This is a genomic window from Sphingobium sp. DN12 (assembly GCF_051058005.1).
GTDB classification, from domain to species: Bacteria; Pseudomonadota; Alphaproteobacteria; order Sphingomonadales; family Sphingomonadaceae; genus Sphingobium; species Sphingobium yanoikuyae.
Genome location: NZ_CP173717.1, coordinates 144,958 through 171,400, shown reverse-complemented (window position 1 = coordinate 171,400; position 26,443 = coordinate 144,958). Strand labels below are relative to the sequence as shown.

At 64.8% G+C, this 26,443-nt stretch carries 24 protein-coding genes, 1 tRNA gene, 1 pseudogene and 1 riboswitch; of the genes and pseudogenes, 14 read left to right on the top strand and 12 right to left on the bottom strand.

All coding sequences use genetic code 11. The features are described 5' to 3' along the window. Positions 1 to 18: 18 nt before the first annotated feature. A complete protein-coding gene (locus ACI6S0_RS00830; RefSeq protein ID WP_434404627.1) occupies positions 19 to 1,461 on the bottom strand; it encodes a TolC family outer membrane protein in 1,443 nt (480 codons plus the stop codon). A 10-nt stretch (positions 1,462 to 1,471) separates the two neighbouring features. Continuing rightward, the gene (locus ACI6S0_RS00825) at positions 1,472 to 2,104 is read right to left on the bottom strand and encodes a protein-L-isoaspartate O-methyltransferase family protein (protein WP_004210712.1); all 633 of its coding nucleotides are present in this window, start codon (positions 2,102 to 2,104) and stop codon (positions 1,472 to 1,474) included. A 190-nt stretch (positions 2,105 to 2,294) separates the two neighbouring features. Here ACI6S0_RS00825 and ACI6S0_RS00820 point away from each other — a divergent pair. After that, positions 2,295 to 2,368, top strand: a tRNA-Cys gene (locus tag ACI6S0_RS00820). Positions 2,369 to 2,415: 47 nt separating this feature from the next. Here the strand turns inward: ACI6S0_RS00820 and pnuC are convergent. From pnuC to ACI6S0_RS00805, 3 genes are read right to left on the bottom strand one after another with little or no spacing between them, the layout of a single operon-like run. Next, on the bottom strand, positions 2,416 to 2,982 hold the full coding sequence (pnuC, locus tag ACI6S0_RS00815) for a nicotinamide riboside transporter PnuC (protein WP_434404626.1): 567 nt from the start codon (positions 2,980 to 2,982) through the stop codon (positions 2,416 to 2,418). Then, positions 2,982 to 4,124, bottom strand: coding sequence for a phosphotransferase enzyme family protein (locus tag ACI6S0_RS00810; RefSeq protein ID WP_434404625.1), 1,143 nt, complete (start codon positions 4,122 to 4,124; stop codon positions 2,982 to 2,984). The genes pnuC and ACI6S0_RS00810 overlap by 1 nt, the downstream gene beginning before the upstream one ends. A gap of 2 nt (positions 4,125 to 4,126) precedes the next feature. After that, entirely contained in the window at positions 4,127 to 6,421 is a 2,295-nt protein-coding gene (locus ACI6S0_RS00805; RefSeq protein ID WP_434404624.1) for a TonB-dependent receptor, read from the bottom strand. Positions 6,422 to 6,450: 29 nt separating this feature from the next. Next, positions 6,451 to 6,560, bottom strand: a riboswitch (TPP riboswitch). A gap of 83 nt (positions 6,561 to 6,643) precedes the next feature. On the opposite strand from ACI6S0_RS00805, the gene ACI6S0_RS00800 reads away from it, so the two are divergent. Further along, on the top strand, positions 6,644 to 7,318 hold the full coding sequence (locus tag ACI6S0_RS00800; protein ID WP_026109031.1) for a glutathione S-transferase family protein: 675 nt from the start codon (positions 6,644 to 6,646) through the stop codon (positions 7,316 to 7,318). 4 nt (positions 7,319 to 7,322) lie between these two features. Further along, positions 7,323 to 7,961, top strand: coding sequence for a hypothetical protein (locus ACI6S0_RS00795; protein ID WP_434404623.1), 639 nt, complete (start codon positions 7,323 to 7,325; stop codon positions 7,959 to 7,961). Between the two features lie 271 nt (positions 7,962 to 8,232). Here ACI6S0_RS00795 and ndk read toward each other — a convergent pair whose 3' ends face one another. The 3 genes from ndk to ACI6S0_RS00780 form a co-directional block, all read right to left on the bottom strand. After that, positions 8,233 to 8,655 (bottom strand): nucleoside-diphosphate kinase, encoded by a 423-nt coding sequence (gene ndk, locus ACI6S0_RS00790; protein WP_004210674.1) that lies wholly within the window; start codon positions 8,653 to 8,655, stop codon positions 8,233 to 8,235. A 113-nt stretch (positions 8,656 to 8,768) separates the two neighbouring features. Beyond that, on the bottom strand, positions 8,769 to 9,206 hold the full coding sequence (locus ACI6S0_RS00785) for a DNA polymerase III subunit chi (RefSeq protein ID WP_048938572.1): 438 nt from the start codon (positions 9,204 to 9,206) through the stop codon (positions 8,769 to 8,771). Between the two features lie 5 nt (positions 9,207 to 9,211). Beyond that, positions 9,212 to 10,657: a leucyl aminopeptidase gene (locus tag ACI6S0_RS00780; RefSeq protein ID WP_434404621.1), complete on the bottom strand. Its 1,446-nt coding sequence runs from the start codon at positions 10,655 to 10,657 to the stop codon at positions 9,212 to 9,214. Between the two features lie 179 nt (positions 10,658 to 10,836). Between ACI6S0_RS00780 and ACI6S0_RS00775 the strand changes: the two genes are divergently transcribed. From ACI6S0_RS00775 to rsmA, 4 genes are all read left to right on the top strand, one after another. Beyond that, positions 10,837 to 13,101 carry an LPS-assembly protein LptD gene (locus ACI6S0_RS00775; RefSeq protein ID WP_434404620.1) on the top strand — a complete coding sequence of 755 codons (2,265 nt, stop codon included), beginning with the start codon at positions 10,837 to 10,839 and terminating at the stop codon, positions 13,099 to 13,101. 86 nt (positions 13,102 to 13,187) lie between these two features. Beyond that, positions 13,188 to 14,552, top strand: a complete 1,365-nt coding sequence (locus ACI6S0_RS00770; protein WP_037511524.1) for a peptidylprolyl isomerase — start codon at positions 13,188 to 13,190, stop codon at positions 14,550 to 14,552. Continuing rightward, positions 14,530 to 15,555 carry a 4-hydroxythreonine-4-phosphate dehydrogenase PdxA gene (gene pdxA, locus ACI6S0_RS00765; protein ID WP_434404619.1) on the top strand — a complete coding sequence of 342 codons (1,026 nt, stop codon included), beginning with the start codon at positions 14,530 to 14,532 and terminating at the stop codon, positions 15,553 to 15,555. Before ACI6S0_RS00770 ends, pdxA begins: the two co-directional genes overlap by 23 nt. After that, positions 15,545 to 16,399 carry a 16S rRNA (adenine(1518)-N(6)/adenine(1519)-N(6))-dimethyltransferase RsmA gene (rsmA, locus tag ACI6S0_RS00760; protein WP_434404618.1) on the top strand — a complete coding sequence of 285 codons (855 nt, stop codon included), beginning with the start codon at positions 15,545 to 15,547 and terminating at the stop codon, positions 16,397 to 16,399. Before pdxA ends, rsmA begins: the two co-directional genes overlap by 11 nt. Positions 16,400 to 16,983: 584 nt before the next feature. Here rsmA and ACI6S0_RS00755 read toward each other — a convergent pair. Next, positions 16,984 to 17,466, bottom strand: coding sequence for a hypothetical protein (locus ACI6S0_RS00755; protein WP_434404617.1), 483 nt, complete (start codon positions 17,464 to 17,466; stop codon positions 16,984 to 16,986). Positions 17,467 to 17,636: 170 nt separating this feature from the next. Here ACI6S0_RS00755 and betI point away from each other — a divergent pair, with 170 nt between their 5' ends. From betI to ahpF, 3 genes are all read left to right on the top strand, one after another. Then, complete coding sequence (gene betI, locus ACI6S0_RS00750; RefSeq protein ID WP_037516314.1) at positions 17,637 to 18,239, top strand: transcriptional regulator BetI; 603 nt, start codon at positions 17,637 to 17,639, stop codon at positions 18,237 to 18,239. Between the two features lie 134 nt (positions 18,240 to 18,373). Further along, complete coding sequence (gene ahpC, locus ACI6S0_RS00745; protein ID WP_004210655.1) at positions 18,374 to 18,937, top strand: alkyl hydroperoxide reductase subunit C; 564 nt, start codon at positions 18,374 to 18,376, stop codon at positions 18,935 to 18,937. 187 nt (positions 18,938 to 19,124) lie between these two features. Next, positions 19,125 to 20,717: an alkyl hydroperoxide reductase subunit F gene (gene ahpF / locus ACI6S0_RS00740; RefSeq protein WP_434404616.1), complete on the top strand. Its 1,593-nt coding sequence runs from the start codon at positions 19,125 to 19,127 to the stop codon at positions 20,715 to 20,717. 114 nt (positions 20,718 to 20,831) lie between these two features. Here ahpF and ACI6S0_RS00735 read toward each other — a convergent pair whose 3' ends face one another. Both ACI6S0_RS00735 and ACI6S0_RS00730 read right to left on the bottom strand, forming a co-directional pair. Then, the gene (locus ACI6S0_RS00735) at positions 20,832 to 21,026 is read right to left on the bottom strand and encodes a hypothetical protein (protein WP_007713310.1); all 195 of its coding nucleotides are present in this window, start codon (positions 21,024 to 21,026) and stop codon (positions 20,832 to 20,834) included. Between the two features lie 31 nt (positions 21,027 to 21,057). Then, a complete protein-coding gene (locus ACI6S0_RS00730; protein ID WP_434405889.1) occupies positions 21,058 to 21,996 on the bottom strand; it encodes a right-handed parallel beta-helix repeat-containing protein in 939 nt (312 codons plus the stop codon). 292 nt (positions 21,997 to 22,288) lie between these two features. On the opposite strand from ACI6S0_RS00730, the gene tnpA reads away from it, so the two are divergent. From tnpA to tnpC, 3 genes and pseudogenes are all read left to right on the top strand, one after another. Next, a complete protein-coding gene (gene tnpA, locus ACI6S0_RS00725) occupies positions 22,289 to 22,711 on the top strand; it encodes an IS66-like element accessory protein TnpA (RefSeq protein ID WP_434404615.1) in 423 nt (140 codons plus the stop codon). Further along, the gene (tnpB, locus tag ACI6S0_RS00720) at positions 22,708 to 23,055 is read left to right on the top strand and encodes an IS66 family insertion sequence element accessory protein TnpB (RefSeq protein ID WP_009824048.1); all 348 of its coding nucleotides are present in this window, start codon (positions 22,708 to 22,710) and stop codon (positions 23,053 to 23,055) included. Before tnpA ends, tnpB begins: the two co-directional genes overlap by 4 nt. A gap of 61 nt (positions 23,056 to 23,116) precedes the next feature. Further along, a pseudogene (gene tnpC, locus ACI6S0_RS00715) lies at positions 23,117 to 24,694 on the top strand (IS66 family transposase); the annotation flags it as partial. A gap of 398 nt (positions 24,695 to 25,092) precedes the next feature. Here the strand turns inward: tnpC and ACI6S0_RS00710 are convergent. After that, positions 25,093 to 25,653: a recombinase family protein gene (locus ACI6S0_RS00710; protein ID WP_434404600.1), complete on the bottom strand. Its 561-nt coding sequence runs from the start codon at positions 25,651 to 25,653 to the stop codon at positions 25,093 to 25,095. 232 nt (positions 25,654 to 25,885) lie between these two features. Between ACI6S0_RS00710 and ACI6S0_RS00705 the strand changes: the two genes are divergently transcribed. Beyond that, on the top strand, positions 25,886 to 26,173 hold the full coding sequence (locus tag ACI6S0_RS00705; RefSeq protein ID WP_434404601.1) for a hypothetical protein: 288 nt from the start codon (positions 25,886 to 25,888) through the stop codon (positions 26,171 to 26,173). Positions 26,174 to 26,443 lie beyond the last annotated feature (270 nt).

Genomic DNA, 26,443 nt, shown 5'->3' with positions numbered 1-26,443 from the left:
GTTCAGGTTAACAAGCGGTTAAGGCTGCGCGGCATCGACTTTGGCGTTTTGAGCCGGCGTGTCAACGGTACGCGTTGAAACCGCCTGGGGCTTGCCGTCATAGTCCCAGTCGAACCATTTGCCCTCGACCCGTTCATAATTGACCATCGGGTCATAGAGGGTGCCACTCTCCAGGCCCAGATCATCGGCCTCGGCATGGCCCATGGCTGCCAGCAGGGTGAAGCCGGCGACATAGGCATTGCGGCGCGCGGTCACCAGTTCGACCTTGGCGTTGAGCGATTCCTGCTCGGCATTGAGGATGTCGAGGATGGTGCGGCTGCCGACCGAATTTTCCGCACGCACGCCTTCCAGCGACAGTTCGGCGGCATCGACCGCCTTCTGGCTCGACTGGATCGTGCGCAGCGACGCCTGCAACGCGGCATAGGCGGCGCGCGCCTGCGAGATCACGCCGCGCTCGACCTCGATCTGCCGCTCGATCGCCTGCGACTCGAGCGCCTGGTTCTGGCGCACCTGCGCAGCCGGACGACCGCCCTGGTAGAAGGGAATGGTCAGGGTCGCACCAACGGCCGCCTGCTTGTTGGCCGCAATGTCCTTGTCCATATAGTCGGTATAGCTGCCCTGGCTGAAACCGCTCAAGGTCGGCAGCGTGGCGCCCTTGGCCGCCTTCACGTCATAGCGCGCCGCCTCACGCGACTTCTGCGCGGCCAGGATATCGGGATTGTCCGCCAGCGCGACGCGCACGGCGCTGTCGGGATCGGCCGGCAGGCCCGGCAGAGCGGGCGGCGATTCCAGATCGACCGGCGCCTCGCCGACCATCGCGATATAATTTTCGCGGCTGGTGATCAGGTTGGATTCGGCGCGCTGCAAGTCGGAACGGGCCAGTTCCAGACGCGATTCGGACTGGGCGACGTCGGTGCGGGTGACATCGCCGACCTCGAACCGGTCGTTGGTCGCCTGGAGATTGACCTCCAGCACCTTCACGTTCGCGGCATTGAGCGACACCAGCGCGCTGTCGCGGATCACGTCCATATAGGCGGCGACCGTCTGCGAGAACACGCTCGCCTCGGTCCCGCGCAGATTGGCCTGGCCCGATTCGACGCGCGTTTCCGCCGCCTTCACGCTGTTGCGGACGGTGCCGCCGGAATAGATGGGCACATCGATGCTGGCACTGGCATTGGCCGAGCGATGCGGCGCCAGGAAGCTGTTCGACGGACGCACCACCAGTTCCTGGAACTGGAGCTGCGAATTGGCCGTGGGCCGCCCCGCCGCCTTCTGGATCGGGACATTCTCGTCCGTCGCCCGCTGACCGGCGCGCGCGCCGGTCAGGGTCGGGTTGGTGCGATAGGCCTTGGCCAGCGCGCCCTGCAGGGTTTCGGCATGCGCCACCCCTGCCATGGAGGAGGATAGCAACAGCAAGGCTGTAGCGGCTTGGCGCCGAAGGGTCATACGCTTTGCTGTCATCTATCCTGTCTCAAAAAACGAACTGCTCCGGCGCGGCGAAACCGGGAAGCACGACCATTTCCATGTCGGTAAGGCTGGCGAGACCCAGCACGCCCGCCACCGCGCGGCCGCTGCACAGGCGAGCGACACCGCGTTCGACGACGCCCGTCACCACCCGTCCCCCATCGACTAGCTGCTGGACGAGCGCAGCGGGGACTTCCTCCACCGCGCCGTCAATGAAAAGAACATCATAGGGCGCACCGGCCGATGCGCCGGCGGCCAGCGGGCCACGCACCACGGTCACGCCGGGCACCGCGATCTCCGCGCCACCCTCGACCTCGACTGCCGTCACCTGCGCACCCAGCTCGGCGAGCAGCGCCGCGCTGTAGCCGGTCGCGGCGCCGATCAGCAGCACCTTCTCGCCGGCCTGGACATCGGCTTCCTTGAGCAGACGGCCAGTGACCAGCGGCGGGTTCAGCGCACGGTCGCCGTCCAGCGGGATCGGGCGATCGACATAGGTCATGGCCCGGCGCTCGGCGGGGACATAGTCCTCGCGCGGCACCTTCGCCATCACGGCGATCACGCGCTGATCGTCCACGGCGCTGGTGCGCAGCTGGCTCTCGACCATGGCGGTCCGCATCGAAGAAAAGTTCTGCTCGGTCACGATAGTTCCTCGCTTGGCACAACTGTATTGGCAATGCAATACAGTGAAGGGATTACCGGACCTCTAAATCAGCATTTCCCCCGCGCCAAGCGGCTTTCCACGATGGAGAGCGAGATTCTTGGGATTGTTCGCCTTCCCGCGCTTGACTTTGCGATCAAAGGCGGACATTTGCCGCCTCCACCGCACGGAAGGCCCGATGGCGGAGTGGTGACGCAGAGGACTGCAAATCCTTGCACGCCGGTTCGATTCCGGCTCGGGCCTCCATTTTCCAGATAGAAGCGATCCCTGCCGACTCAAGGCAGCAGCCCTGTTCAGGCTGCGCTGCGACGCATCGCCTGCCGCCAGCGCCAATAGCCCAGCACCGCCAGCCCGATCATCGCGGCATAGAGACCGGCCGTCAGCCACAGGCCCTTGAACGCGAACATCCCGACGTAGAAGATGTCGACCGCGATCCACAGCAGCCAGCTTGCCGCATGGCGCCGCGCGGTCCAATATTGGGCAACCAGGCTGAAACTGCTCAGCGCAGAATCCATCCAGGGCAGCGCCGCATCGGTATAATGATGGGTGAACCAGCCGATCGCGCCGGCACAGAGCGCCCCCAGCGCCAGCCCCTTGACGGCCCGCATCGGCGGCAGCGGCACCACCCTTACCTCGCCCTCGTCGCGCTTGCCCCGTGCCCAGCCGATCCAGCCATAAACGATGGCGATGCCGAACAGCCCCTGCAGCACCATGTCGGCATAGAGGCGCACGTCCAGGAACAGCTTGGCATACAGGGCGCAGGCCATCAGGTTGATCGGCCAGCACAGCAGATGCCGCCGCGCCGTCAGCCAGATGCCGAGGAAACTGATGATGACAGCGACGATCTCCAGCATCGACATCAGGCCGCCACCCCTTCACTTAGTTGCGCCAGAAAGCTCTGCCCCTCCCCCGACAGAAACCAGTCGGCATGGCCGACCAGATAGGCTTGCCAGGCCAGAATCGCCCCTTCGCGATCGACCAATATGCCGAAGAAATAATCGATTTCGGTCAGGGCGAATTCGACATGGACCAGCGGCAGCAGGCACAGCAGCGTATCGATCTCGCCTGGCCCCAGCGGCAGGACGCTGCGATAACCCGCCAGCAAGGCCAGTGCCCCATCCACATCCGCCGGCTCGGACAGTTGCCCGTCCTCCAGCGCCAGCCAGGGAATGGCCGTCCGCTCGATCGCGGTGGCCAGATCATGCAGGGCGCAGCTGCGGGTCGACAGGCCGAAATCGAAGATGCTGCTGACCGCCCCTTCCGCCGACCAGAGCAGGTTGGAGGGATGCCAGTCATTATGGGTCCAGAGCGCAGGCTGCTCCGCGAGCCGCGGTGCCAGCCCCTGCCCCAGCGCCGCGAACAGCCGTGCCAGTTCCGACCGCCAGGGAATGTCCGCCAGGAAGGCCGCCACCGCCGGTCGCGCCGCGACATAGGCGTCCGCTGCGACCAGTGGATCGACGGCAGGCAATATGGTGAAGCTCGACACCAACGGATGCGGCCCGCGTGCCGGCGCCGCGAAACCGGCCGCCGCCCGATGCAGTTGCGCCAGCGCGACGCCAGCCGCAAAGGCGTGATCGGGCGACAGGAAGGGCGTCCAGGACTGGCGATCGCGATAAAGATCGATACCCGGCGCCTGGCGATGCAGCTCATAGCTCCATTCGCCCAGCGCCATCGCGCTGGCACCACCGGTCGCGCGCAGCACATCGGGCACCGCCAGTCCGGCACCACGCAGATGCGCCATATAGCCATGCTCCTCGGCCAGCGCCGCCGGCGTCCGCAAGCGCTGGTGATGCCGCTTCAGGAACAGCGGGCCGCGATCCGTCTCGACCAGCGCCGCCGCCGAAAAGGGGCGCGGCGAATGCCAGGCCAGCGCCGCCAGCCGGCCTGCGTCAGGGAAGTGGGCTAGCACCGCCGCTGCCTCATCCGCCGTGATCGCCGGCCAGGCCGGCGCCTCCAGCGCCAGCCCCATGCCATGGACCAGATGCGGAGCGGCGGCACTCATCGTCAGAAGGCGCGCGACAGCGTCGCCACCACGGCGCGCCCGCTGCCGACATAATAGGTCGGCGCCGAACCGGCGATCAGCGTGCCGTTACGCCCGACCGTGTCCTGCGCATTGGTGCTGATCGAATAGACGCCCGACAGGACGCGCGGATTTGTGACGTTGATCGCGTTGATGCGCAGGTCCATCACCTGCGCGTCGATCAGCCCGGCCAGATGCACGCCGACCGACAGGTCCAGCGTGGCATAGCCCTTGATGCTCTCGTCATTCATGAAGGTCGCATATTGGCGGCCGACATATTTGAGCGCGCTGCTGCCGAACAGCCGGCCATCATCATAGGTGCTGCCCAGCGCGAACTGGAAGCTGGGGGCCGACACCGCCCGCTTGCCCCTGGTCGGCAGATAATCGCCGTTGATCGCCAGATCGTCGTTCAGCCGCGTGTGCAGATATTCGGCCGAGGCATAGATGCTCATCCCCTTGGCCGGACGATAGTCGATCTCGCCATCCAGGCCATAGCTGCTCTGGCTGCCGGCGTTGATGGTCGAATTGACCAGCGCGCCGCCGCTGTCGATCACCGTCGCCACCTGGCGGTTGCGGAAATGATAATGGAAACCGGTCAGCGAGAAGGACAGGCTGGGGCCGATATAGCGATAGCCCAGCTCCTGCGAGATCGAATATTCATTCTTCAGCGCATTGGTGCCCTGGCTCACCAGTTCGCCGCCATAATAGCTGTTGTAGAGCGCGAACTCGTTGGGCGTGCGGAAATTGGTGGTGATGTTGGCGAACAGCTGCTGCCGGTCGTCCAGCTGATAATGGATCGCCGCCCGCGGCAGCGCGGCAAAGCTGTCGATCCGCACCGTCGATTGCGGGCCGGGCAGATAATTGCGGCCGTTGCGCAGCAGGTTGACGCCCTTGAAACCGATGTCGATGCCAAGCTTGGGCGTCACCGCAATGCTGTCAGCCAGGAAGAAGCCCTTGGTGACCGTCTCCGTGCGCTGATTCTCATAGGCGAGCAAGCGCCCGTCGGCGGTGCGGATCGCCTTGTCCTGATAGCCCCACTGGTCGACCGGGCGGCCATCGGCATCGATCGACGTATAGGATTGCGTCACCCGGTCGGTGCCATAGTCGAACCAGAGGCCGGCCACGATCCGATGCGCGCCGGCCTGCAGCGTCAGCTTGCTGACGTCGCCGACGCGGAACTGCTTGCCGGTCCAGTTGCCCATTACCGTAGCGACGCCCTCGACCGCGCCGGGCAGGTCGATCGGCTGGGTCAGTTCCTCGGTGCCCAGATAATTGCCGGTGGTGGCGAGCTGCGTGCCATAGGGCGAATTGCCATGGCCCATCTGCAGATAGGCGCTGCTGTCGAAGCTCAGCGTGTCGCTCAGCTTCAGGTGGACGGGCGCCGCGACATAGAAATTGCGGAACGGCGCGCGATAGAGGCGCCAGTAGTTGGTATTCCCCTCGCTATAGGTCTCGTCGAAATTATAGCCGCGGCCAGAGGCTTCCCAGTCCGTCTTGCTGGGGCTGGGATAGGTCGATGTCTTGGCGTCATTGAAGGAAAAGGCGATGCTCGCCCGGTTGCCCTCGCCCCATTCGTTCAGCAGCTTGGCATCGATATGCTGGCGCTGATCATGGCCCGCCCCGCGCCAGTTGTCGGCACGGTTGTTGGAATAGGAAATGAAGGCCTTCAGCCCGGTCGATCCGATCCGTCCCGTGTCGATCCGCGCAAAGACGCGCCGCTCGTCATAGGAACCGACCGACAGGTTGACGAGGCCGCCCGCCTCCGCCCTGGGATCATCCAGCGTCAGCGACAACAGGCCACCTGCCGCCGCCACCACCGGCGAGTCAATGTCTGCCGAGCCCTGCGCCAGCATCACCTGCCGCACATTCTCCGCATCGGCGAATTGGGAGGGATAGGCATAATAATAGCCGATGTCGTTCTGCGGCGCGCCTTCCATCAGCACGCCGATCTGGTCCTGGCCCAGGCCGCGCAGCGTCAGGCTGGACGATGCCGACAGGCCATAGGGGTCGCTGGACGAGACATTGGCGCCGGGCAGCAGGTTGACCAGCTGGAAGGCGTTGAGCGTCGGCGCCTGCTTGATGATGAAGTCGGTGGAGATCGCGCTGACCGCCTTGGGCGCGCTCTGATCGGGCAGCAAGCCTTCGGGGTCGGGATGGCCGACGACCTGGATATTGGTCGACTGGTCCAGTTCATCCTCCGCCATCGCGGGCGATGCAATCATCAACAGGGCCAGCGTCAGGCAGGCGCTTCCAACATGGGGCAATCGGGCAGTCTTCATCTCACGTCCACTCCACAGGAGGGACGACGGACCTGCCGCCTTGCCCTCCCTACGCCGGTATCAGCCGGATCAGGTTCAGCGGGTCGTGGTCTGCTGACCACCTCTCAGCCGCGCATGAGCGGCCCCCCGGGGATGGCCGCCCCTTAGGCGTTTCGACGCGAAGTGGAAAGCCCTCTCTATCGGCTCTCGACTTATCGAAGCCCGCCCGGCTAAGACATGGCCATGATGAAGCTGTTCATTGGCAACAAGGCCTATTCGAGCTGGTCGCTGCGCGGCTGGCTGGCGTGCAAGCTCTCCGGCCTTCCGTTCGAGGAAGTGGTGGTCCCCCTCTATGACGAGGAATGGGAAAAGCGTCGCGAGGGCGATGAGTTCGCCCCCTCCTCCGGCAAGGTGCCGATCCTGTGGGATGGCGACGACATCGTCGTGTGGGACAGCCTGGCCATCGTCGAATATCTCAATGAAAAGACCGGGGGCGACCAGTTCTGGCCGACCGATCCGGGTGCCCGCGCCATGGCCCGCTCGATGGCGGCCGAAATGCACAGCAGCTTCGCCGCGCTCCGCCGCGAGCACAGCATGAACATCCGCCAGATCTATGATCCGGTCCCGCCGTCGGAGGCCGTCGCCCACGACATCAGCCGGATCATGCAGCTCTGGGCCCAGGCCCGCGCCCGCTATGGTGGCGAGGGCGACTTCCTGTTCGGCGAGTTCGGCGCCGTCGACCTGATGTTCGCGCCGGTCGTTACCCGCTTCATCACCTATCAGCTGCCGGTCGCCCGCTTTGCCGAAGCCTATATGCGCGCGATCATCGCCCATCCCTGGATGCAGGAATGGATCGGCGAGGCGCAGGCGGAGGAATGGGTGATCGACAAGTTCGAAGTCCCGCCGCAGACGGCCTGACCCGATGAGCGACAGCCCCGAGGCCAAGCAGGAGACCCGCAAGGAGGAAGCCGCCCGCATCCGCCGGCGCTGGATCACGCTGGGTGAGTTGCTGGCGGTGGCGGCGGTGCTGATCTCTGCCCTCACCCTCTATCTCAACTGGGCCGACAAGAAGGACGAGCGCGCCAGCAAGGCCGCCGAAAGCAGCAAGGCCTCCGCCCGCGCCGCCCGGCTGGTGCTCAACGCTTCGGCCGATGGCGATAGCCGCCTGACGCTCAAGCCCGCCGATCCCGATCAGCTGGTGCAGAGCCAGACGATCCATTTCCCCAGGGCGCTCGGCATCGCACCGGTCGACACCACCGGCGAACCGCGGATCGAGGCCGGCTGGTTCGAGGATGCGCTGAAAAAGGCGCGCAACGCCGCCAAGCTGCCCGACGACAGCATCGGCGACGAGAAACTGCCGGTGACCATCGTCACCCAGTTCGTCGTCAATGGCGACACCCACAGCGATTCCGCCGTCTACGACATCGGCTATGGCATCGCCGGCAAATGGCTGTCCGGCCATAAGCTGACCCTGCGCGGCCTGTCCCTGGTCAGCCACGCCCAGGGCGCCGACGCCCAGGCCCAGATCGACGCCCGCTGGGCGCGCCAGACGAAAGGCTAGGGCTGCGCGCTCGAAACATCGACCAATCGCGGTCATTCCTCCCCGGCACGGGGAGGTGGCAGCGCGAAGCGCTGACGGAGGGGCAGGCGCCCTCTAACGCCGCGCTATCCGGCCTGTGCCCCTCCACCATTTGCTACGCAAATGGTCCCCCTCCCCGTACCGGGGAGGAATGGCGGGAAACCACCCAAATCCGTCATCCTGGCAACAAAAAACCCGGCCGCTCCTTGCGGGAGCGCCGGGCCTTTTGCTCGTCCGGGGACGGGTGTCGGGTTTAGCCGACGATTTCTTCGGGCTTGAAGAAATAGGCGATCTCGATCGCGGCATTTTCTTCGCTGTCCGAACCATGGACCGAATTGGCTTCGATCGATTCGGCCAGTTCCTTGCGGATGGTGCCGGCGTCGGCATTGGCCGGGTTGGTGGCGCCCATGATGTCGCGGTTGCGGGTCACGGCGTTTTCGCCTTCCAGAACCTGGACGACGACCGGGCCCGAGATCATGAAGGCGACCAGGTCAGCAAAGAAGGGGCGTTCCTTGTGAACGGCATAGAAGCCCTCGGCCTGTTCGCGGCTCATGCGGATGCGCTTGGAAGCGACGACGCGCAGGCCGGCTTCTTCCAGCATCTTGGTGACGGCGCCGGTCAGGTTGCGACGGGTTGCGTCGGGCTTGATGATCGAAAAAGTGCGCGTGACGGCCATGGCCCTCATAACTCCGGATTGTTGGAATAAAGTTGCGCGCCCTTTAGACCGGGCCGGATCACTTCGCAAGAGGGGCGCGAGTGGGCTTGGTAGAAGTCCCTATTTCCGGGCGTTCACGGTCCCTGCACCCATTTGCGGCCTTCCTGCCGCCAGAAGCGCGGGGTCACGCCCTCGCGCTTGCTGAGCGCCCGCCAGCTGGCCCGCGCCCCGTCGATCGTGTCCGCATCGAAGAAATAGAAGGCGCGATCGAAGCCCAGCGCCTCCTCGCGCCATACACCGTCCGCCAGCGCAACATGCCTGGCGCCATTGGCAGCGTCACAGCTCTGCGCCAACAGCACCGGCTGGGCGGCGTCCACCCCGTCGCCTGCCAGCCCATTGGCCAGGAAGCTTTCGGGTGGCCCCGCCCACAGGCCCGCCGATATGCGGGCCAGCCGTTCCGGCTCGTCGGCCACCACCAGCAGCCGCGCGCCCATGTCCAGGATGCGCGCCGCGATCGCGGGCAGCACCCCTTCCACGGGATCGCGGCTGAGCTGGTAGAAGTCGACCTGCACCGGCTTCAGCGCTCGAACTTGTCGGCCACCAGCTGGTCGATCAGGCGCACGCCATAGCCAGTCGCGCCCTTGTCGGCGGTGGCGCCCGGCTTGTCCGACCAGACCATGCCGGCAATGTCGAGATGCGCCCACTTCACGCCTTCGTTGACGAAGCGCTTGATGAACTGGGCAGCGGTGATCGAGCCAGCGAAGCGCGGGCCGATATTCTTCATGTCGGCGATCGGGCTGTCGATCAGCTTGTCATAAGCCTCCGACAGCGGGAAGCGCCACAGCTTCTCGCCGCTGATCTTGCCCGCCGCCAGCAGGTCGTCGGCCAGCGCATCGTCGTTGGAGAACAGGCCGCCATGCTCGCTGCCGAGCGCAATCATCATCGCCCCCGTCAGGGTGGCGAGATCGATCACCACTTCAGGTTCATAGGTCTTCTGCGCCCAGGTCACCGCGTCGCACAGCACCAGACGGCCTTCGGCGTCGGTGTTCAGCACCTCGATCGTCTGGCCCGACATCGACGTCACGATGTCGCCGGGGCGCTGCGCATTGGCGTCGGGCATATTCTCGACCAGACCACAGATGCCGACGACACGCGCCTTGGCCTTGCGACCGGCCAGCGCCTTCATCGCGCCCGCCACGGCGCCGGCGCCGCCCATGTCCCACTTCATGTCTTCCATGCCGGGGCCAGGCTTGAGCGAGATACCGCCGGTGTCGAAGGTCACGCCCTTGCCGATGAACACCACCGGCTTGTCGGCGGCGCCATCGGTGCCGTCCCATTCCATCGCCAGCAGCCGCGCTTCGCGCGCCGACCCCTGCGCCACGCCCAGCAGCGCGCCCATGCCCAGCTCCGTCATCGCCGCGCGGTCCAGCACGGTGATCTTGACGCCCAGCTCGGCCAGATGCTGGCAGCGCGCGACGAAGCTTTCGGGATAGAGGATGTTGGCCGGTTCCGACACCAGTTCGCGGGTGAAGGCGACACCGGCGGCGACTGCCGACAACTTGGCCCATTCGACCTCGGCGCCGTTTGCGACGATCGTCACGGTCGCCAGCGTCGGCTTGGCCTTTTCGGGCTGACGCGTGCGATAGGTGTCGATCCGCCAGCTGCGCAGCAGCGCGCCCAGGCCCAGCCGGGCGGCATCCTCGCCGCTTACGCCGGCCGGGAATTCGACCGCTGCGTGGATCGCGCCACTGGTCGACAGCTTGGCGGTCAGCGCGCCGCCGGCCCGCTCCAGGTCGGCCGCACTGCCATTGCCGATGCCCAGCAGCAGGACGCGCAGCACCGCGCCGCCTTCCTCGACGAAGCTCTCGACGCTGCCGCCCGCCTCACCGGCGAAGCGCGCGGCGGCGGCGCCGGCGACCAGCGTGGCCGATGCGGCGAGCGGCAGGCTGTCGACAGTCCCCTTCGCCACGGCAAGGACCAACGTGTCGACCTGGGGGCGCGTGGGGCTGAATTGGATGTCCATCTGGGGGCCTTTTCTCTGGAATGCCGTGTCGTTCTTGTTTCAGCCAGATAGTGCGGCTTTGCCGCTCTGCAAAGCCATTCGGCGGATTTCCGCCGTCCCGAATGCGAGCAGCGATTGCGGCGCGGGCCAAGCAGTGCGATAGGCAGGGACCAGAAGTGCCCACAAAGAGGCCCCTACGCTTGCAGATTTCCGTGTTTCCCCTGTCGTTCAAACAGGCGCTGCTTGCCGGCGCTGCCTCGTCCTGCCTGCTCGCGGCGCCGCTGGCCCATGCGCAACAGGCACCCGAGTCCAAGCTGAACGAGCCCCAGACGCCGATCAGCGCGCCCGACGCGCCGGTGCCCGACAATGACCAGGAAATCGGCTTCGCCGCCGATACGCTGGAATATGACACCAACAGTCAGGTCGTGACCGCCACCGGCAACGTCCAGTTGCTGCGCGACGGCAACCGGCTGCGCGCTGACAAGATCGTGTGGGACCGCAACACCGGCAAGGTCGAGGCACAGGGCGCCGTCTCGGTGATCGATCCCGACGGCAATGTCGCCTATGGCGACCGCTTCGATGTCACCGATACGCTCAAGGACGGCGCGGTCGACAATATATTGCTGGTCCTCCAGAAGGGCGGCCGCATGGCCGCGACCAAGGGCGAGCGGGTCAATGGCGTCTACACGCTGCACCACGCGGCCTATACCGGCTGTCCGGTGGAGGGCAGCGACGGCTGTCCCAAGGAACCGACCTGGCAGATCAACGCGGTCAAGGTCGTCTATGACCCGACCAAGCAGCGCGTCTCCTATACCCGCGCCAATGTCGAGCTGTTCGGCCTGCCGCTGATCCCGGTGCCGGGCCTGTCGCATCCGGTCGGCGACGATGGCGGCAGCGGCCTTCTGGTCCCCAATATCCGTTATGACCGGGTCAACGGCTTCGAGGTCGCGGTCCCCTATTATCTCAAGCTCGCGCCCAATCGCGACCTGACCGTCACGCCGCACGTCTACAGCGATTCGCTGCCGATGATCGAAGGCAATTTCCGCCATCTCTACGATCGCGGTGCCTATCAGATCACCGGCTATGCCACCTATGGCAGCCGGTCGAGCGGCATCACGCCGACCGATTCGCAAAAGGATATTCGCGGCGCGATCGACGCCAGCGGCGGCATGCAGCTGTCGCCTGAATGGAGCGTCAACGGATCGATCCGGGTCGCCACCGACCGCACCTTCCTGCGCCGCTACGACATCAGCCGCGACGACCGCCTGCGTTCGACCCTGGGCGTCCAGCGGATCGGCGAGAACAGCTATTTCTCGCTCGCCGGCTGGGCGGTGCAGACGCTGCGCGTCGACGATCCCCAGGGCCAGATGCCGATCGCCCTGCCGGTCATGGACTATCGGCTGCGGATGAAGGATCCGCTGCTCGGCGGCCAGATGCAGTTCCAGGCCAATACGCTGGCGATCACCCGGACCGAGGGGCAGGACACCCAGCGCGCCTTTGCCGCGTTCGAATGGAATCTGCGCAAGCTGACCGGCCTTGGCCAGGAAGTGAATTTCACCACCTATCTGCGCGGCGACGTCTATCACAGCAGCGACAATCTGCTGACCGACACGATCAGCTATGCCGGCGATCCGGGCTGGAAGGCGCGCGGCATCGCCGCCGCCGCGGTCGACATGCGCTGGCCCTTCATGGGTGAGGCGTTCGGCGGCGTGCAGCGCATCGCCCCGCGCGTCCAGATCGTCGCCTCGCCCCATCTCGCCAACCTGTCGGTGCCCAATGAGGATGCCCGGTCGGTCGATCTGGAGGACAGCAACCTCTTCGCGCTCAACCGCTTCGCGGGCTATGACCGGTTCGAGGATTCGAGCCGCATCACCTATGGCCTGGAATATAATCTGGCGCTGCCCGACTTCACGCTCGACGCCAATGTCGGCCAGAGCTACCGGCTCGACAACCGCGCCAGCATCCTGCCCGACGGCACCGGCCTGTCCGACCGCATGTCCGACATCGTCGGCCGCTGGACCATCCGCTACAAGGATTTCGTCAGCTTCACCCAGCGCTTCCGGGTCGACAAGGACAATCTGGCGGTCCGCCGGAACGAGGTCGACGCGACCGTGGGCAGCAAGAAGACCTATGCCCAGATCAGCTATTTGCGCCTCAACCGCAACGCCAACATCACGCTGGAGGATCTGCAGGACCGCGAGGAACTGCGCCTGGGCGGCCGCATCCAGTTCGCCCGCTTCTGGTCGGTGTTCGGCTCGACCGTCATTGATCTTACCGGCGCGCAGGAAGATCCGGGCACCACGGCCGACGGCTATGAGCCCGTGCGCCAGCGCCTCGGCGTTGCCTATGAGGATGATTGTTTGACGCTGGGCTTTACATGGCGGCGCGACTATCAGACCAACGGTGACGCGCGCGCCGGCAACAGCTTCCAGCTGCGGCTGGCTTTTCGCAATATTGGCATATAAGGAACTGCCTTCCCGCCGTCCGCTCAGGACCGGTTAAGGCGGAACGGGGCATTGGCTCCCGACCGTATTGGAGATTTTTGCCGACGATGCTTTCTGTCGTTTTCTCGCCCAAATCCGTTCGCTCGGGCCTGCGCACCCTGTTCCTGTCCACCGCCCTTCTGGGCATGGCGGCACAGACCGTATCGGCCCAGGCCGTCGACGATGACGCCGATCAGGGCCTGAACCTGCCCAAGGATGTCACCATCTTCGGCAAGAATGATCCCAATGTCCGCAAGGCAACGGCGATCGTGAACGGCCGCATCATCACCGGCACCGACGTCGACCAGCGCCTGGCCCTGATCATCACCGCCAATGGCGGAAAGGTGTCGGCCGAGGAGAAGGAACGGCTGCGCGTCCAGGTTCTGCGCAACCTGATCGACGAAACGCTGCAGATCCAGGAAGCGGCGGCCAACGACATCAAGATCGATCCGGCCGAAGTGAACCAGAGCTATGAGCGCGTCGCGGCCAATTTCCGCAAGTCGCCCACCCAGTTCGACCAGTATCTGCGCGAACAGGGCAGCTCGGCCAGCAGCATCAAGCGCCAGATCGAGGGCGAACTGGCCTGGAGCCGCCTGCTCCGCCGCAACATCCAGCCCTTCGTCAACGTTTCCGAAGACGAAGTGAAGTCGGTGGTCGATCGCCTCAACGCCGCCAAGGGCAGCGATGAAGTGCGGATCAGCGAAATCTATCTGTCCTCGACGCCGGAAAACCGTGACCAGATCACGGCCAACGCCCGCAACATCATCGAACAGATCAAGCAGGGGGGCAGCTTCGCCGCCTATGCCCGTCAGTTCTCCGAAGCCTCCACCGCCGTCGTCGGCGGCGATCTCGGCTGGGTCCGGCCCAGCCAGCTGCCGACCGAACTGGCGCAGGCCGCCACCGAATTGCAGGTCGGCCAGCTCGCCGGCCCGATCGAGACGGTGGGCGGCATGTCGATCATCTATGTGATGGACAAGCGCAAGGTGCTGACCGCCGATCCGCGCGATTCGCTGCTCAGCCTCAAGCAGCTGTCGGTCCTCTTCCCGGCCGGCACCAGCAAGGAAGCCGCCAGCCAGAAGGCTGCGACCTTCGCCGCCGCGGTCAAGGAGATCAAGGGCTGCGGCCAGGCGAACGAAATCGGCGCCCGCATCGGCGCCGACGTGGTCGACAATGACAATGTGAAGCTGCGCGACCTGCCGCCCCAGTTGCAGGACATTCTGGTCAATCTGCAGGTCGGCGAATCCACACCGCCCTTCGGTTCGATCAACGATGGCGTCCGCGTCCTGATCGTCTGCGGCCGTGACGAGCCGCAGTCAGCCAACGCCCCCAATCCCGAACAGATCCAGGCCCAGCTGGAAGAGGAACGCGTCAACAAGCGCGCCCGCATCTATCTGCGCGATCTTCGCCGCGATGCCGTTATCGAATATAACTGATCCGGGCAGCCTGCCGCCCTTCGCCGTCTCGCTCGGCGACCCGGCAGGCATCGGACCGGAAATCGTCGCCAAGGCGTGGGTCATGCGCGAAGCGCGTGGCCTGCCCACCTTCTTCGCCGTCGGCGATGCCGCATCGCTGCGCGCGGTGTGGCTCGGCCCGGTCGAGATCGTCGGATCGCCCGAGGAGGCCGCGCAGGTGTTCGAGCGCGCCTTGCCTTGCATGCAGGTAGCCGAAGCGGGCGAGATCGTGCCCGGCACGCCCAGCATCGATGGCGCCCGCACCGCTTTCCAGGCACTAGAGGTCGCGGTCGGCCTTGCCCGCACCGGATCGGCCGCCGGCATCGTCACCGCGCCGGTCGGCAAGGAACAGTTGTACGGCGTCGGCTTCACCCATCCGGGCCAGACCGAGTTCGTCGCCGAACGCTGCGGCGTCTCGGCCCAGAACGCGGTCATGATGCTCGCCGGCCCGTCGCTCAAGGTGGTGCCGATCACCATCCATATCGCGCTGGCCGATGTGCCCGCGGCGCTGACCATCGATCTGATCCGCGCGCGCGCCCTCACCACGGTGAAGGGGTTGCAGCGCAATTTCGGGATCGCCCGTCCCCGTCTCGCCGTCGCCGGCCTCAACCCGCACGCCGGGGAGAATGGCGCACTCGGCCGCGAGGAGATCGAGGTGATCCGCCCGGCGATCGAAGCGCTGCGCGCCGAAGGGATCGACATTGTCGGCCCGCTGGCGGCCGATGGCATGTTCCATGCCCGCGCCCGCGAAGCCTATGACGCGGCGCTCTGCATGTATCATGATCAGGCGCTGATCCCGATCAAGACGCTGAACTTCGACGATGGCGTCAACATCACTCTGGGCCTGCCGATCGTGCGCACCTCGCCCGATCATGGCACCGCCTTCGGCATTGCCGGCACCGACAGCGCCAATCCCGGCGCGATGATCGCCGCCCTCAAGATGGCGGCCGAAACCGCCCGCGCACGGATTGCCTATGCCGGCTAACGCCCGCCCTACCTTGCCGCCGCTGCGCGATGTGATCGCCGCCCATGGGCTTCAGGCCAGCAAGGCGCTTGGCCAGAATTTCCTGCTCGACGAACAGTTGCTCGACCGGATCGCCGCCATTCCCGGCAGCATCCGGGATCAGCCTGCGTTTGAGGTCGGCCCCGGCCCCGGCGGCCTGACCCGCGCGATCCTGCGCGCCGGCGGCAAGCTGGTCGCGGTCGAGCGCGACCGGCGCTGCCTGCCGGCGCTCGCCGAACTGGAGTTGGCCTTCCCCGGCCAGTTGCGCGTCATTTCCGGCGACGCGATGGAGGTGGATGCCCGTGCCGAGGCCGGCGATGGCGCCCATATCATCGCCAATCTGCCCTATAATGTCGGCACCGCCCTGCTGGTCGGCTGGCTGTCGGCGCTATGGGCGCCGCTGCCCTGGTGGTCCAGCCTGACCTTGATGTTCCAGATGGAAGTGGCCGAACGCATCGTCGCGAAACCGGGCACCGACCATTATGGCCGCCTCGCCGTCCTCGCCCAGTGGCGCAGCGACGCGCGCATTGCCATGAAGGTACATCGCAGCGCCTTCACCCCGCCGCCCAAGGTGATGTCGGCCGTGGTCCACATCACCCCCAAGCCGGCGCCCGAAGGCGTGCAGCTCAAGATTCTCGAACGCCTGACCGCCGCCGCCTTCGGCCAGCGCCGCAAGATGCTGCGCCAGAGCCTCAAGTCCGTCCCCGGCGCCCTCGACGCGCTGGAGGCGATCGGCATCGACCCGCAACGCCGCGCCGAAACCGTCAGCGTCGAAGAATTCGTCACCCTCGCCCGCCAGCTCGGCCAGGCAACCACCAGCGCCTGATTCCGCTACGCCCCCCCCCCCCCAGCAAGGCCCAGAGACGGAGCAGAAACTGAACGTCTCTGGCACGGTCACCCCTGCGGAGGCGTGGATGATGAAGTTGGGTGGGAAGCGAACCGTCCGAAATCCTCCCCAAGCTCGCTTGGAGAGGGGGACCGCCGAAGGCGGTGGAGGGGCAATGACGTTGCGCTTGCGCCATTTCCCCTCCGTCAGCGCTTCGCGCTGCCACCTCCCCAAGCAAGCTTGGGGAGGAACTGGAAACGTCAGCTTCTGATCGTCAGCCAAGCGCAGCGAAGCCCTGTCCTACTCGCCCAATCTCTGATCTACCCTGGGCGATGCACCAGCGCCGCCCCCTTCCCTCGCCCCGACCGCAGCCCGCCACAGTCCGTGACGCATGTGTCGCCTCCCTGTCGCGTCGGAATGACCCGACCGCCGCGTCGGTGCGAGGCTGTCCTGACCCGAATGACGCGCGACGGTCGCGTCATGGGTGCGTGGCAGGCGCATATCCGGTGCAAACGGCCCTGAATGCCGCACGACACTATGAACTTCGGCCCTGTCGCGCCGGCATGACCTTTGCCAATCCCGGCTTATCGGCAATAGCCTTCCTCGCCCGGCTTCACGATCAGGCAATCCTGCTTGTCGGCGAGATATTTGAAGCCCGTCTCCGCCCCCGTGCCCGGTCGGATGGCGAGATCGCGGCCATCGCGCACGAAGCGGATCGTCGCGCCATCGGCCAGGCCGCTATAGGTCGCCTCCCGGTCGAGATTATCCTTGTTGGCCAGCGCATAATGGCCCAGCTTGCCGTCGGGCGCGGGCTGGATGTCGAGGAACAGCCCTTCCGGCCCGGTCCAGCGCCCGACCCACTCGTCGGTGGGCAGCGCCGCGCCCGCATTGTCGGGTGCCGCGACAGAGTCCGTATCCTCGATCGCCTCGGCATGGGCCGGCACGCTCGCATTGTTCGCCACCGTTTCATTGTCCACGCCCTTGGCGCATCCGCTCAGCAGCAGCGCCGCGCCCAGACCGGGCAGAATCAGGCGAAGGGCGGACGTGGTGGCGGGCTGTCGGATCATCCATGTTCTCCTTGCTGTCATGACGACAATATGCGGAGCAAACGGGCGAACCGGCCGGATCGATCCGCAATCGGGTCGAACGGCGCTTGCCAGCGCCCGTCATTTCCGCACAATGAGCGGCAACAGAATAGCATGTTCGGGGCGCCGGGTCGTCCCATGCCGGGGGGCAAGTGAGAGCGAAATTCGTACGGGAGTCCGCCGATGTCCGGCGGCAGGCACTGATCGACGCAACGGCAAAATGTCTGGCGGAAAAGGGCGTGGCAGGCACCTCCGTCCGCGCTATCTGCGCCGCCGCGGGCGTATCGTCCGGGCTGTTGACCCATTATTTCGAGGGCGTCGATGCGCTGATCCTGGCCACCTATCGCGATGTCGGGCAGCGCGTGTCCCAGGCCATGGACGCAGCGATCGCAGGCGCGGGCGATGATCCGCTGGACCGGCTGCGCGCCTTTCTCCAGGCCAATTTCCGCGAGCCCGTGCTCGACGCCGACCTGCTCGCCACCTGGATCGCCTTCTGGAGCCTGATCAAGTCCAACGCCGATGTCGCGGCCGCGCATGCCGACATCTATGCCGCATCGCGCGCGCAGCTGGAGGGGCTGGTCGCCGCCGCCGCGCCGGCCTTCTCCGCCGCGCAGGTACGGCTCAAGGCCATCGGCCTCACCGCGCTGGTCGACGGGCTGTGGCTGGAATATTGCCTGGACCCCACCAGTTTCAGCGCGGCGGAGGCACAGCAGCTGGTCGAACGGGCCATGGGTCATGCCCTGCGGGATCAATGAACCGTTCGATTAATCGGATAGCGTGTGATCGCTTTTATCTATCAACATGTCCGAGAAAACCAATTTCCCCCGAATCATCCGCTTCCCTAAACAGGCTTCGCAACAGCAACCCTAATCAAGGAACTGGATAGCCCATGGCTCTCATCAACACCCCCCTGCAGCCTTTCAAGGCAACCGCTTTCAAGGAAGGCAAGTTCGTCGACGTCACCGATGCCGACGTCAAGGGCAAGTGGGCCGTCTTCTTCTTCTACCCGGCCGACTTCACCTTCGTCTGCCCGACCGAGCTGGAAGACCTGGCCGACATCTACCCCACCCTGCAGGGCATGGGCGTGGAAGTCTACTCGGTGTCGACCGACACCCATTTCTGCCACAAGGCCTGGCACGACACTTCGCCGGCCATCGGCAAGATCAACTATTACATGCTGGGTGACCAGAACCACGACATCTCGAACCAGTTCGGCGTGCTGCGCGAAGGCGTCGGCCTGGCCGACCGCGGCACCTTCGTGCTCGATCCGGAAGGCGTGATCCAGCTGGTCGAAATCACCCCCGAGGGCGTGGGTCGCAACGCGGCCGAACTGCTGCGCAAGATCAAGGCGCTGCAGTATTGGACCAGCCACCCGGGCGAAGTCTGCCCCGCCAAGTGGGAAGAAGGCGCGGAAACCCTCGCCCCCTCGCTCGACCTCGTCGGCAAGATCTAAGCACCATTAGGTGCTGACAGGCCGCCGGGTTCGCCCAGATTGAGGGGACCCGGCGGACCTTCAAAACGCTTTCTACAAACTTATCTTAGTTTCAACGGGGCTTTTGGGTCGCACCAATTCCCCGGACGGGCCGTCGCGTCCTCCCGATCGGGACGGCCCGCCATCTTTTCCACGGAGCCAGACAGACATGTTGGACGCAAATCTCAAGGGGCAGTTGAAGGCCTATCTGGCGAACATCACCCAGCCGATCGAGCTGGTGGCTTCGCTGGATGACGGTGCCAAGTCGCGCGAAATGAACGAATTGCTGACCGAAATCGCCGAGCTTTCGGACAAGGTCAGCCTCGCCACCGGCAATGATGCTTCTGATTCTCGGCGCAAGCCCAGCTTCATGATCCGCCGCGTCGGCACCGATATCGGCGTCACCTTCGCCGGCCTGCCGATGGGCCATGAATTCACCTCGCTGGTGCTCGCCCTGCTGCAGGTCGGCGGTCATCCGTCCAAGGCCGCGCAGGATCTGATCCAGCAGGTCAAGGATCTGGACGGCGACTATGCGTTCGAAACCTATTTCTCGCTGTCGTGCCAGAACTGCCCCGACGTGGTGCAGGCGCTGAACCTGATGAGCGTCTTGAACCCCCGGATCAGCCATGTCGCGATCGACGGCGGCCTGTTCAAGGATGAGGTCGACGCCCGCAAGGTCATGGCGGTGCCGACCATCTTCCTCAACGGTGAGCCGTTCGGCCAGGGCCGGATGGAGCTGGAACAGATCGTCGCCAAGATCGACAGCGGTGCCGAAGCGAAGGCGGCGGAGAAGATCCGCAAGCAGGATCCGTTCGAGGTGCTGGTGGTCGGCGGCGGCCCCGCCGGCGCGGCAGCGGCCATCTATTCAGCGCGCAAGGGCATCCGCACCGGCGTGGCGGCGGAACGCTTCGGCGGCCAGGTGCTCGACACCATGGATATCGAGAATTTCATCTCGGTCAGCCGCACTGAAGGGCCCAAACTCGCCTCGGCGCTGGAAGCGCACGTCAAGGATTATGACGTCGAGATCATGAACCTGCAGAAGGCGGCGAAGCTGATCCCGGCCGAGACCGAGGGCGGCTATCATGAGGTCGTGCTGGAAAATGGCGCGTCGCTGAAGGGCCGCACCATCATCCTGTCGACCGGCGCCCGCTGGCGCCAGATGGGCGTGCCGGGCGAGGACGAATATCGCAACAAGGGCGTCGCCTACTGCCCGCACTGCGATGGTCCGCTGTTCAAGGGCAAGCGCGTGGCGGTGATCGGCGGCGGCAATAGCGGCGTCGAAGCGGCGATCGACCTGGCCGGCATCGTCGCCCATGTCACCCTGATCGAGTTTGACAGCCAGCTCCGCGCCGACGCGGTGCTGCAGCGAAAGCTCGCCAGCCTGCCCAACGTCAAGATCATCACCTCGGCGCTGACCACCAAGGTGAACGGCAATGGCGAGCGGGTGAGTGGCCTCAGCTACAAGGACCGCAACAGCGGTACCGAGCATGATGTCGAGCTGGAAGGTATTTTCGTCCAGATCGGCCTGGTCCCGAACACCGAATGGCTCAAGGACACGATCGCCCTCTCGCCCCGTGGCGAGATCGAGATCGACGCGCGCGGCGAAACCAGTCAGCCCGGCATCTTCGCCGCCGGCGACTGCACCACCGTGCCCTATAAGCAGATCGTCATCGCCATGGGTGCGGGGTCAACCGCAGCCCTGTCGGCCTTCGACTATCTGATCCGTCTGCCCACCGCCGAGGAAGCGGCCGAGGCAGCCTGAAAAATGCCTGCCTGAACCAGTTCCCCCCTTCTGGTTTTCAGGCCAGCGAAGGCCGGCCCGCTGCCCTGACGGACCGGCCTTTTTCCTATTTTCTCGTCCGAAATGCGCGGCGGCTCAGCTTTCGATCAGGTCGAGATAGGCGACGACATCATTGTCTGTGGCAAGGAACAGGCCGTCCTGCACTTCCTGCGGCTGTTGCTCGGCGACGCGCAGCGCTTCGCTCAGGGGACCGTACATGATCGTCATCGCCGCGCCGTCGTCGCCCAGATGATAGAGGCGGACGGTCGCACTGTCATATGTGGTGCGCATCGCCCTTCCCTATCAGATCGGCGCGGCAAAGTCAGCGCCGGTCCTTGACCTTCATGCTGGGGGCAAGCTGGTTCTGGCCGATACGGACGACATCGTCGGTAAAATTGGCGACGAAGGTCGAGCCGCGCGCAAGTCCCGGCACGAAGCCGGCCTTGTTCCCCTCGATCACCAGGGCGCTGCTGTCCTGCTCGCGGCCTTCCGGCGCAATGGTGATGAAGGCGGACCAATTATCCTTGTCCTTGCCCTGCACCATGTCGTTGCCGACGATCTGGCCGCTGGCCCCGTTGCTGAGGTCGATCATGTAATTGGTGAGATGGCCGCCGCTGTCGTCAAAGCTGTTGTCGCGGATATCGACCTGCGCGGCGCGGCTCTTGAGATAATGGCCGCCATCGCCCTGGTCGAAGCGCGAACGGGTGACGCTAAGGCGCGCGACCCGGCCGATATAGATGCCATGGGCGCAATCGAGATCGCGGTCGCACCGGCCAAGATGGCGGAAGGTCGACTTGTCGATCTGGACCGTGGCGCCGCGATCCTCGCCGGTCAGAATGCCTTCCTCGCTGTTGCGGAACAGGCTGTTGCTGACGGACAGATTGCCCTTTTCCAGGCGGATGCCCGAGCCATTGCCGTCGGGCACGCGCAGATTCTGGAAGATCAGGCCGTCGACCATGGTGGCGCGGCCGCGCAGCACAAGGGCCGCCTTTTCCTCGCAGATCGCGCCGTCGAAGATCGCACTGCCCGGCGTCGCCGCCTTGATCGTCACCTCGCCGCCATTCTGCGCCGCACACTGGCGATAGGTGCCCGGCGCGACGATGACCGTGCCCTTGCCATCGCCGATCGCGCCAATCGCATCGGCGAGCGAGGCAAAGCCCCGCCCATTTTCAGCGAGCGTGAAAGGGGCCGGCGCGCTCTGGGCAAAGGCCGATGCGGTGATGGCTGCGGACACCAGCAGCAGGGTCGAGAGGATGCGCATGACATCAAGGCTAGGCACCGACCGCATCATAGCCAAGCCCCATAGTAAGCCTGAAAGCGCATGCCCCACTTTGGGGCAGGATTATTGCCAAGACGCTTACAGGGGTCCGGCGCCCCGAAAAGGCCGTTCGCCTTTCACCTGACCGTCGGCGGAGCGGCAGACCGCAACGCAATGACATCCTGATCGAACGCACCGCACGCCCGCCCGTCGCTTCCGCTGTAAGCGTGGCGCGGAGGCCGCCTTGCGCTGTTGGGGGATGAAGGGCTGATTGCCACTCGGATAGGGAGCGGCGATGGATAACGAGATCGAAGGTGGGCCAGCGAGCAGTCATATGAGTGCTCATACGAGCGATCGTATGAGCAGTCGGATCGAGGTCGTTGCGGGTCGGCGCCGCTGGACAGTAGAGCAGAAGCTGGCGATCCTGCGCGATGCCTTCGGCCCCGAGGGTTCGGTTGGCGATGCCTGCAAGCGGCACGCGATCGGCAGCGGGTCGATCTATACCTGGCGGCGGCAGGCGATGTCGGGTGAGCTTGGCGGTGCCAGGCCAGCGGCATTGCCCACTTTCGCGGCGGTCGAGCTCTCAGCCCCGGTTCGAGCGTTACCGGCGCCCGGCGGTCATATCGGGATCGAACTGCCCTCGGGCGTGAAGCTGACCGTGGACGCCGGTGTCGATGCCGAGGCCCTGGCACGGGTCATTGCCGTTCTCACGCGATGATCCCACTGCCACCTTCCACCCGGATCTATCTGGCCTGTGGCGCCACCGACATGCGCAAGGGCTTTGACGGTCTGGCAGTGCTGGCCCAGCAGGTGCTGGAGCAGAGCCCGCATTCTGGGGCGCTATTTGCCTTCCGGGGCAAGCGTGGCGATCTGGTGAAGCTGCTCTGGTATGATGGCCAGGGCCTATGCCTGTTTTCCAAGCGGATGGACCGTGGCCGGTTCGTCTGGCCAGTGACGAAGACGGGCAAGGTCGGCCTGACCTCGGCGCAGCTTTCCATGCTGCTTGAAGGCATAGACTGGCGACGCCCGGAACGGACAGCCGCGCCGCTGCTGGCGGGCTAAAAAGTGCGGATTCCTGTGGGTTTATCTGGCATCGATGGTGCCGCTTTGATACTATTCCGAGGTGTCGGATCGAAGCTCTTCCCCCGTCGATAAGGACGCCCGCATCGCCGAGCTGGAGGCAGCTCTGGCGGCCCGCGACACGCTGATCGATACCTTGCGTTTCCAACTGGCCCAGCTCCGGCGGCTCACCTTTGGCCAGTCTTCGGAGAAGCTGTCCCTCCAGATCGAACAGCTCGAACTCACCCTTGAGGAGTTGGAAGGCGAAGCTGAGCTTGCCGATATCCGCAAGGTCCAGGCGGATCAGAGGGAGCGACCGGCGCCGATCCGCGCCTTGCCGGCCCATCTGCCGCGGGCCGAACGCCAGATCGAGCCGGAAGCAGGCACCTGCACCTGTCCTTCCTGCGGAGGCGCCCTGCGTCCGCTCGGGCAGGACAGCGACGAGATGCTCGATGTCGCGCCGGTGCAATGGCGCGTCATCCGCACCGTCCGTCCTAAATATAGCTGCCGATCCTGCGAGCAGATCGTGCAAGCCCCGGCGCCCGTAAAGGCGATTGCCCGGGGCAAGGCCAGCTTCGCCACACTCGCCCATGTCGTCGTCGCCAAGTTCGATCATCATCTCCCCCTCTATCGCCAGGCCGAGATGATGGCGGCACAGGGCCTCGATATCGACCGATCGACGCTGGCAGGCTGGGCAGCACAGGCCGCACATCTGCTTGACCCGATCGTCAGTCGCATCCGGGAAGAAGGGATCAAGACCGACAAGATCCATGTCGATGACACGCCCGTGCCGATGCTGATGCCCGGCCCGCGCGCGGATGCGCGCAGAATCAATGGGCAGCCTGACTGTGTCAGGCGGGGCAAGACGGTGCAGGCAAGGCTCTGGGCCTATGTCGTCGATGATCGTGCCGCTGGCGCATCCACGCCCGTGCTGGCGTGGTATCGCTTCACCCCTGACCGCAGCGGCGTCCACCCGCAAGGCGAGCTCAAGGACTTTACCGGGCTGCTACAGGCTGATGCCTATGCAGGCTTCGACAAGCTCTACAGGGGCAACCGCATTCGGGAGGTCGCCTGCTGGGCGCATTTCCGGCGCAAGATATTCGAGAACCATGCCACCAGCCCGACGCCATTGACGAACAACCTGCTGGACCGGATCGCCGCTCTCTACCGGATCGAGGAAGAGATACGCGGGCAGCCGCCCGACCAGCGCCGCCGGCATCGGCAGGGCAGAAGCAGGCCTCAGGTGAACGAGTTACGCTCGATCATCGACGATGCGCTGCGCCGCCTGTCACCCAAGTCCAACATGGCCAAGGCGCTCAGCTATGGCCGCAAGCGGTGGGATGCGCTCACCCGCTACATCGACGAGGGCGTTGCCGAGATCGACAACAACATCGCCGAGCGCGCGATCCGCCCCGTGGCGATCGGCCGCAAGAACTGGATCTTTGCCGGATCGAAGGCTGGCGGCGAACGGGCTGCCGCCATCTATTCCGTCATCGAGACTGCCAAACTCAACGGCATCGAACCGCAGGCCTACATCGCCGATGTCATCGAGAAAATCGCTGGCGACTGGCCCGCTACTCGCTGGGACGAACTCATGCCGTGGAACTGGCAGCCAACCCAGCAAGACGTCGCCCAAGCCGCTCAATTGCGGTGCTCAGGCCACGCTTACCTTCCGCTTGCAGAACAGGAGATTGAGGCCGGCATATCTGACCAGTCGAACGGCCGCGTGAAGACCGAGTATGATAAAACACTCTACCCACGACAGAAGCGCAGCGAGTGCGCATGAGACAAATCGCAAGGAATGGTGCGCTTACGGTCATCGAACATGTGACCCGACACGATCCAGACCGATCATCCCGGCACTAGCGTCGACCAGCATCATCTCCGCTATCGCCACTTCAACGATCGGTCAGATGATGGTCGTCACGCTGCCGGTGATCACCGTCGGGAGCATGGACATGGTAGCGGTGGCCACCTGATATCTGATGCTGGACCTGATGATCCGATGGCGATGATCTCGGGGATTGTGGTTGTCGAAGGTCAGGCGGTCAGCAGGCGGTAGACGCTGGCGCGGCCGATCTTGAGGGTGCGGGCAATTTGGGTAGCGCCCAGTCCCTGATCCCGAAGCTCCCGGACCCGGTCAGGATCGATGGTCGGGCGGCGACCGATATAGGCACCGTCATTCTTGAGCTTCCGGGCCTCGATCCCGCGCCGCTGCCGGGCAGCGATGAAGTGCTTCTCGATGCGACCGACGAGTCCGAAGACGGTGAGCAGCACTTCCCCCATGAGATCGCTGCCGTCGATCGTGATGGAGGGATCATGGATGCGCAGGATCGCCTTCTTCTCGATGATGCGCTTGGCTACGGCGAGGAGGTCGGACGTATCCCGTGCAATTCTGTCGGGATGAAGGGTCAGAAGCTGATCACCGGGTTCAAGAAGGCGAAGGGCAGCCTCAAGCTGGTCCCGACCGTTAAGGCTCATGCCGCTGCCGACATCGCAGAAAACGACCACGGCACCGAGCGATTCCAGCTTGGTCTTCTGGCTGGCGATGTCCTGTCCCTGATCGGTGCTGATCCGAGCATAACCAAGAATTTTCCCCATGCTGACCTCCATTCGCCTCATATGGACCTAGAGGTTGGCATCCGACTGTCTTGGAAGCCGATATTGGCCCCATACAGCACGGCGATCGCGTATCGCCGATCGTATTGCCGCCCCTTACCCATGTGACGCAGATTCTCATGAAGTCGGATGAAGCTCAAGACTTCAAGTGACTGATTTACTTCTGGAAAATATGGACTGAGGGTGTGCCTGAGGACAGCGATGGAGACCGACGATGGACCTGCACGATGTTAGACTGGGAGATTACCTGATCCGTGAAGATCGGCTTGATGGTCGCCTGATTGGCGAGATCGTGCATATTCGCGCGCGGGTGAGTTACATCAACGCTGGGTATCCTTTCAGGGAATGGGTGGACGTCTCGACAGCCACGACCTTCCCCTACCGAACCGGCGATCCAGAAGCGCCGCGTCTCATGAAGGCCACAGATGAGGATATTCGGATATATGGCCTGCAAGACCGCTCCAGAAGAACACCGGCATGGTTCTCTGGTCCTCCGTGCTGATGGATATCGCTGCCGGAATGATCTCCAACATCGTCCTGACCAGATCGTCGACGCCATCATCGACCAAGATCGCCCGTCGGTGATGTCGATGAAGTCTGGCCGTATCATCTGGCCAAGATCGTTCGCCCGCCATCGTGAATATCATCATCAGGCCGGGCCGCGCACGGCACATATATAAGAAGTGTCGGCCGCTCCCCGATCGATCAGAAAGGCGAACATAGGATGATGACCTTTCTGCGTGATGATGGTGAGCGGCGCGATCTCACCGAG

Excerpts from the sequence above, each read along its gene's own strand:
- ahpF (WP_434404616.1), top strand. The coding sequence starts at position 19,125 with ATGTTGGACGCAAATCTCAAGGGGCAGTTGAAGGCCTATCTGGCGAAC.
- tnpB (WP_009824048.1), top strand. The coding sequence starts at position 22,708 with ATGATCCCACTGCCACCTTCCACCCGGATCTATCTGGCCTGTGGCGCC.
- ACI6S0_RS00795 (WP_434404623.1), top strand. The coding sequence starts at position 7,323 with ATGAGCGACAGCCCCGAGGCCAAGCAGGAGACCCGCAAGGAGGAAGCC.
- ndk (WP_004210674.1), bottom strand. The coding sequence starts at position 8,655 with ATGGCCGTCACGCGCACTTTTTCGATCATCAAGCCCGACGCAACCCGT.
- ACI6S0_RS00705 (WP_434404601.1), top strand. The coding sequence starts at position 25,886 with ATGGACCTGCACGATGTTAGACTGGGAGATTACCTGATCCGTGAAGAT.
- ahpC (WP_004210655.1), top strand. The coding sequence starts at position 18,374 with ATGGCTCTCATCAACACCCCCCTGCAGCCTTTCAAGGCAACCGCTTTC.
- ACI6S0_RS00770 (WP_037511524.1), top strand. The coding sequence starts at position 13,188 with ATGCTTTCTGTCGTTTTCTCGCCCAAATCCGTTCGCTCGGGCCTGCGC.
- ACI6S0_RS00780 (WP_434404621.1), bottom strand. The coding sequence starts at position 10,657 with ATGGACATCCAATTCAGCCCCACGCGCCCCCAGGTCGACACGTTGGTC.
- ACI6S0_RS00730 (WP_434405889.1), bottom strand. The coding sequence starts at position 21,996 with ATGCGCATCCTCTCGACCCTGCTGCTGGTGTCCGCAGCCATCACCGCA.
- ACI6S0_RS00830 (WP_434404627.1), bottom strand. The coding sequence starts at position 1,461 with ATGACAGCAAAGCGTATGACCCTTCGGCGCCAAGCCGCTACAGCCTTG.
- rsmA (WP_434404618.1), top strand. The coding sequence starts at position 15,545 with ATGCCGGCTAACGCCCGCCCTACCTTGCCGCCGCTGCGCGATGTGATC.
- ACI6S0_RS00800 (WP_026109031.1), top strand. The coding sequence starts at position 6,644 with ATGATGAAGCTGTTCATTGGCAACAAGGCCTATTCGAGCTGGTCGCTG.
- ACI6S0_RS00810 (WP_434404625.1), bottom strand. The coding sequence starts at position 4,124 with ATGAGTGCCGCCGCTCCGCATCTGGTCCATGGCATGGGGCTGGCGCTG.
- pdxA (WP_434404619.1), top strand. The coding sequence starts at position 14,530 with ATGCCGTTATCGAATATAACTGATCCGGGCAGCCTGCCGCCCTTCGCC.
- ACI6S0_RS00710 (WP_434404600.1), bottom strand. The coding sequence starts at position 25,653 with ATGGGGAAAATTCTTGGTTATGCTCGGATCAGCACCGATCAGGGACAG.
- ACI6S0_RS00805 (WP_434404624.1), bottom strand. The coding sequence starts at position 6,421 with ATGAAGACTGCCCGATTGCCCCATGTTGGAAGCGCCTGCCTGACGCTG.
- ACI6S0_RS00735 (WP_007713310.1), bottom strand. The coding sequence starts at position 21,026 with ATGCGCACCACATATGACAGTGCGACCGTCCGCCTCTATCATCTGGGC.
- pnuC (WP_434404626.1), bottom strand. The coding sequence starts at position 2,982 with ATGTCGATGCTGGAGATCGTCGCTGTCATCATCAGTTTCCTCGGCATC.
- ACI6S0_RS00755 (WP_434404617.1), bottom strand. The coding sequence starts at position 17,466 with ATGATCCGACAGCCCGCCACCACGTCCGCCCTTCGCCTGATTCTGCCC.
- tnpA (WP_434404615.1), top strand. The coding sequence starts at position 22,289 with ATGGATAACGAGATCGAAGGTGGGCCAGCGAGCAGTCATATGAGTGCT.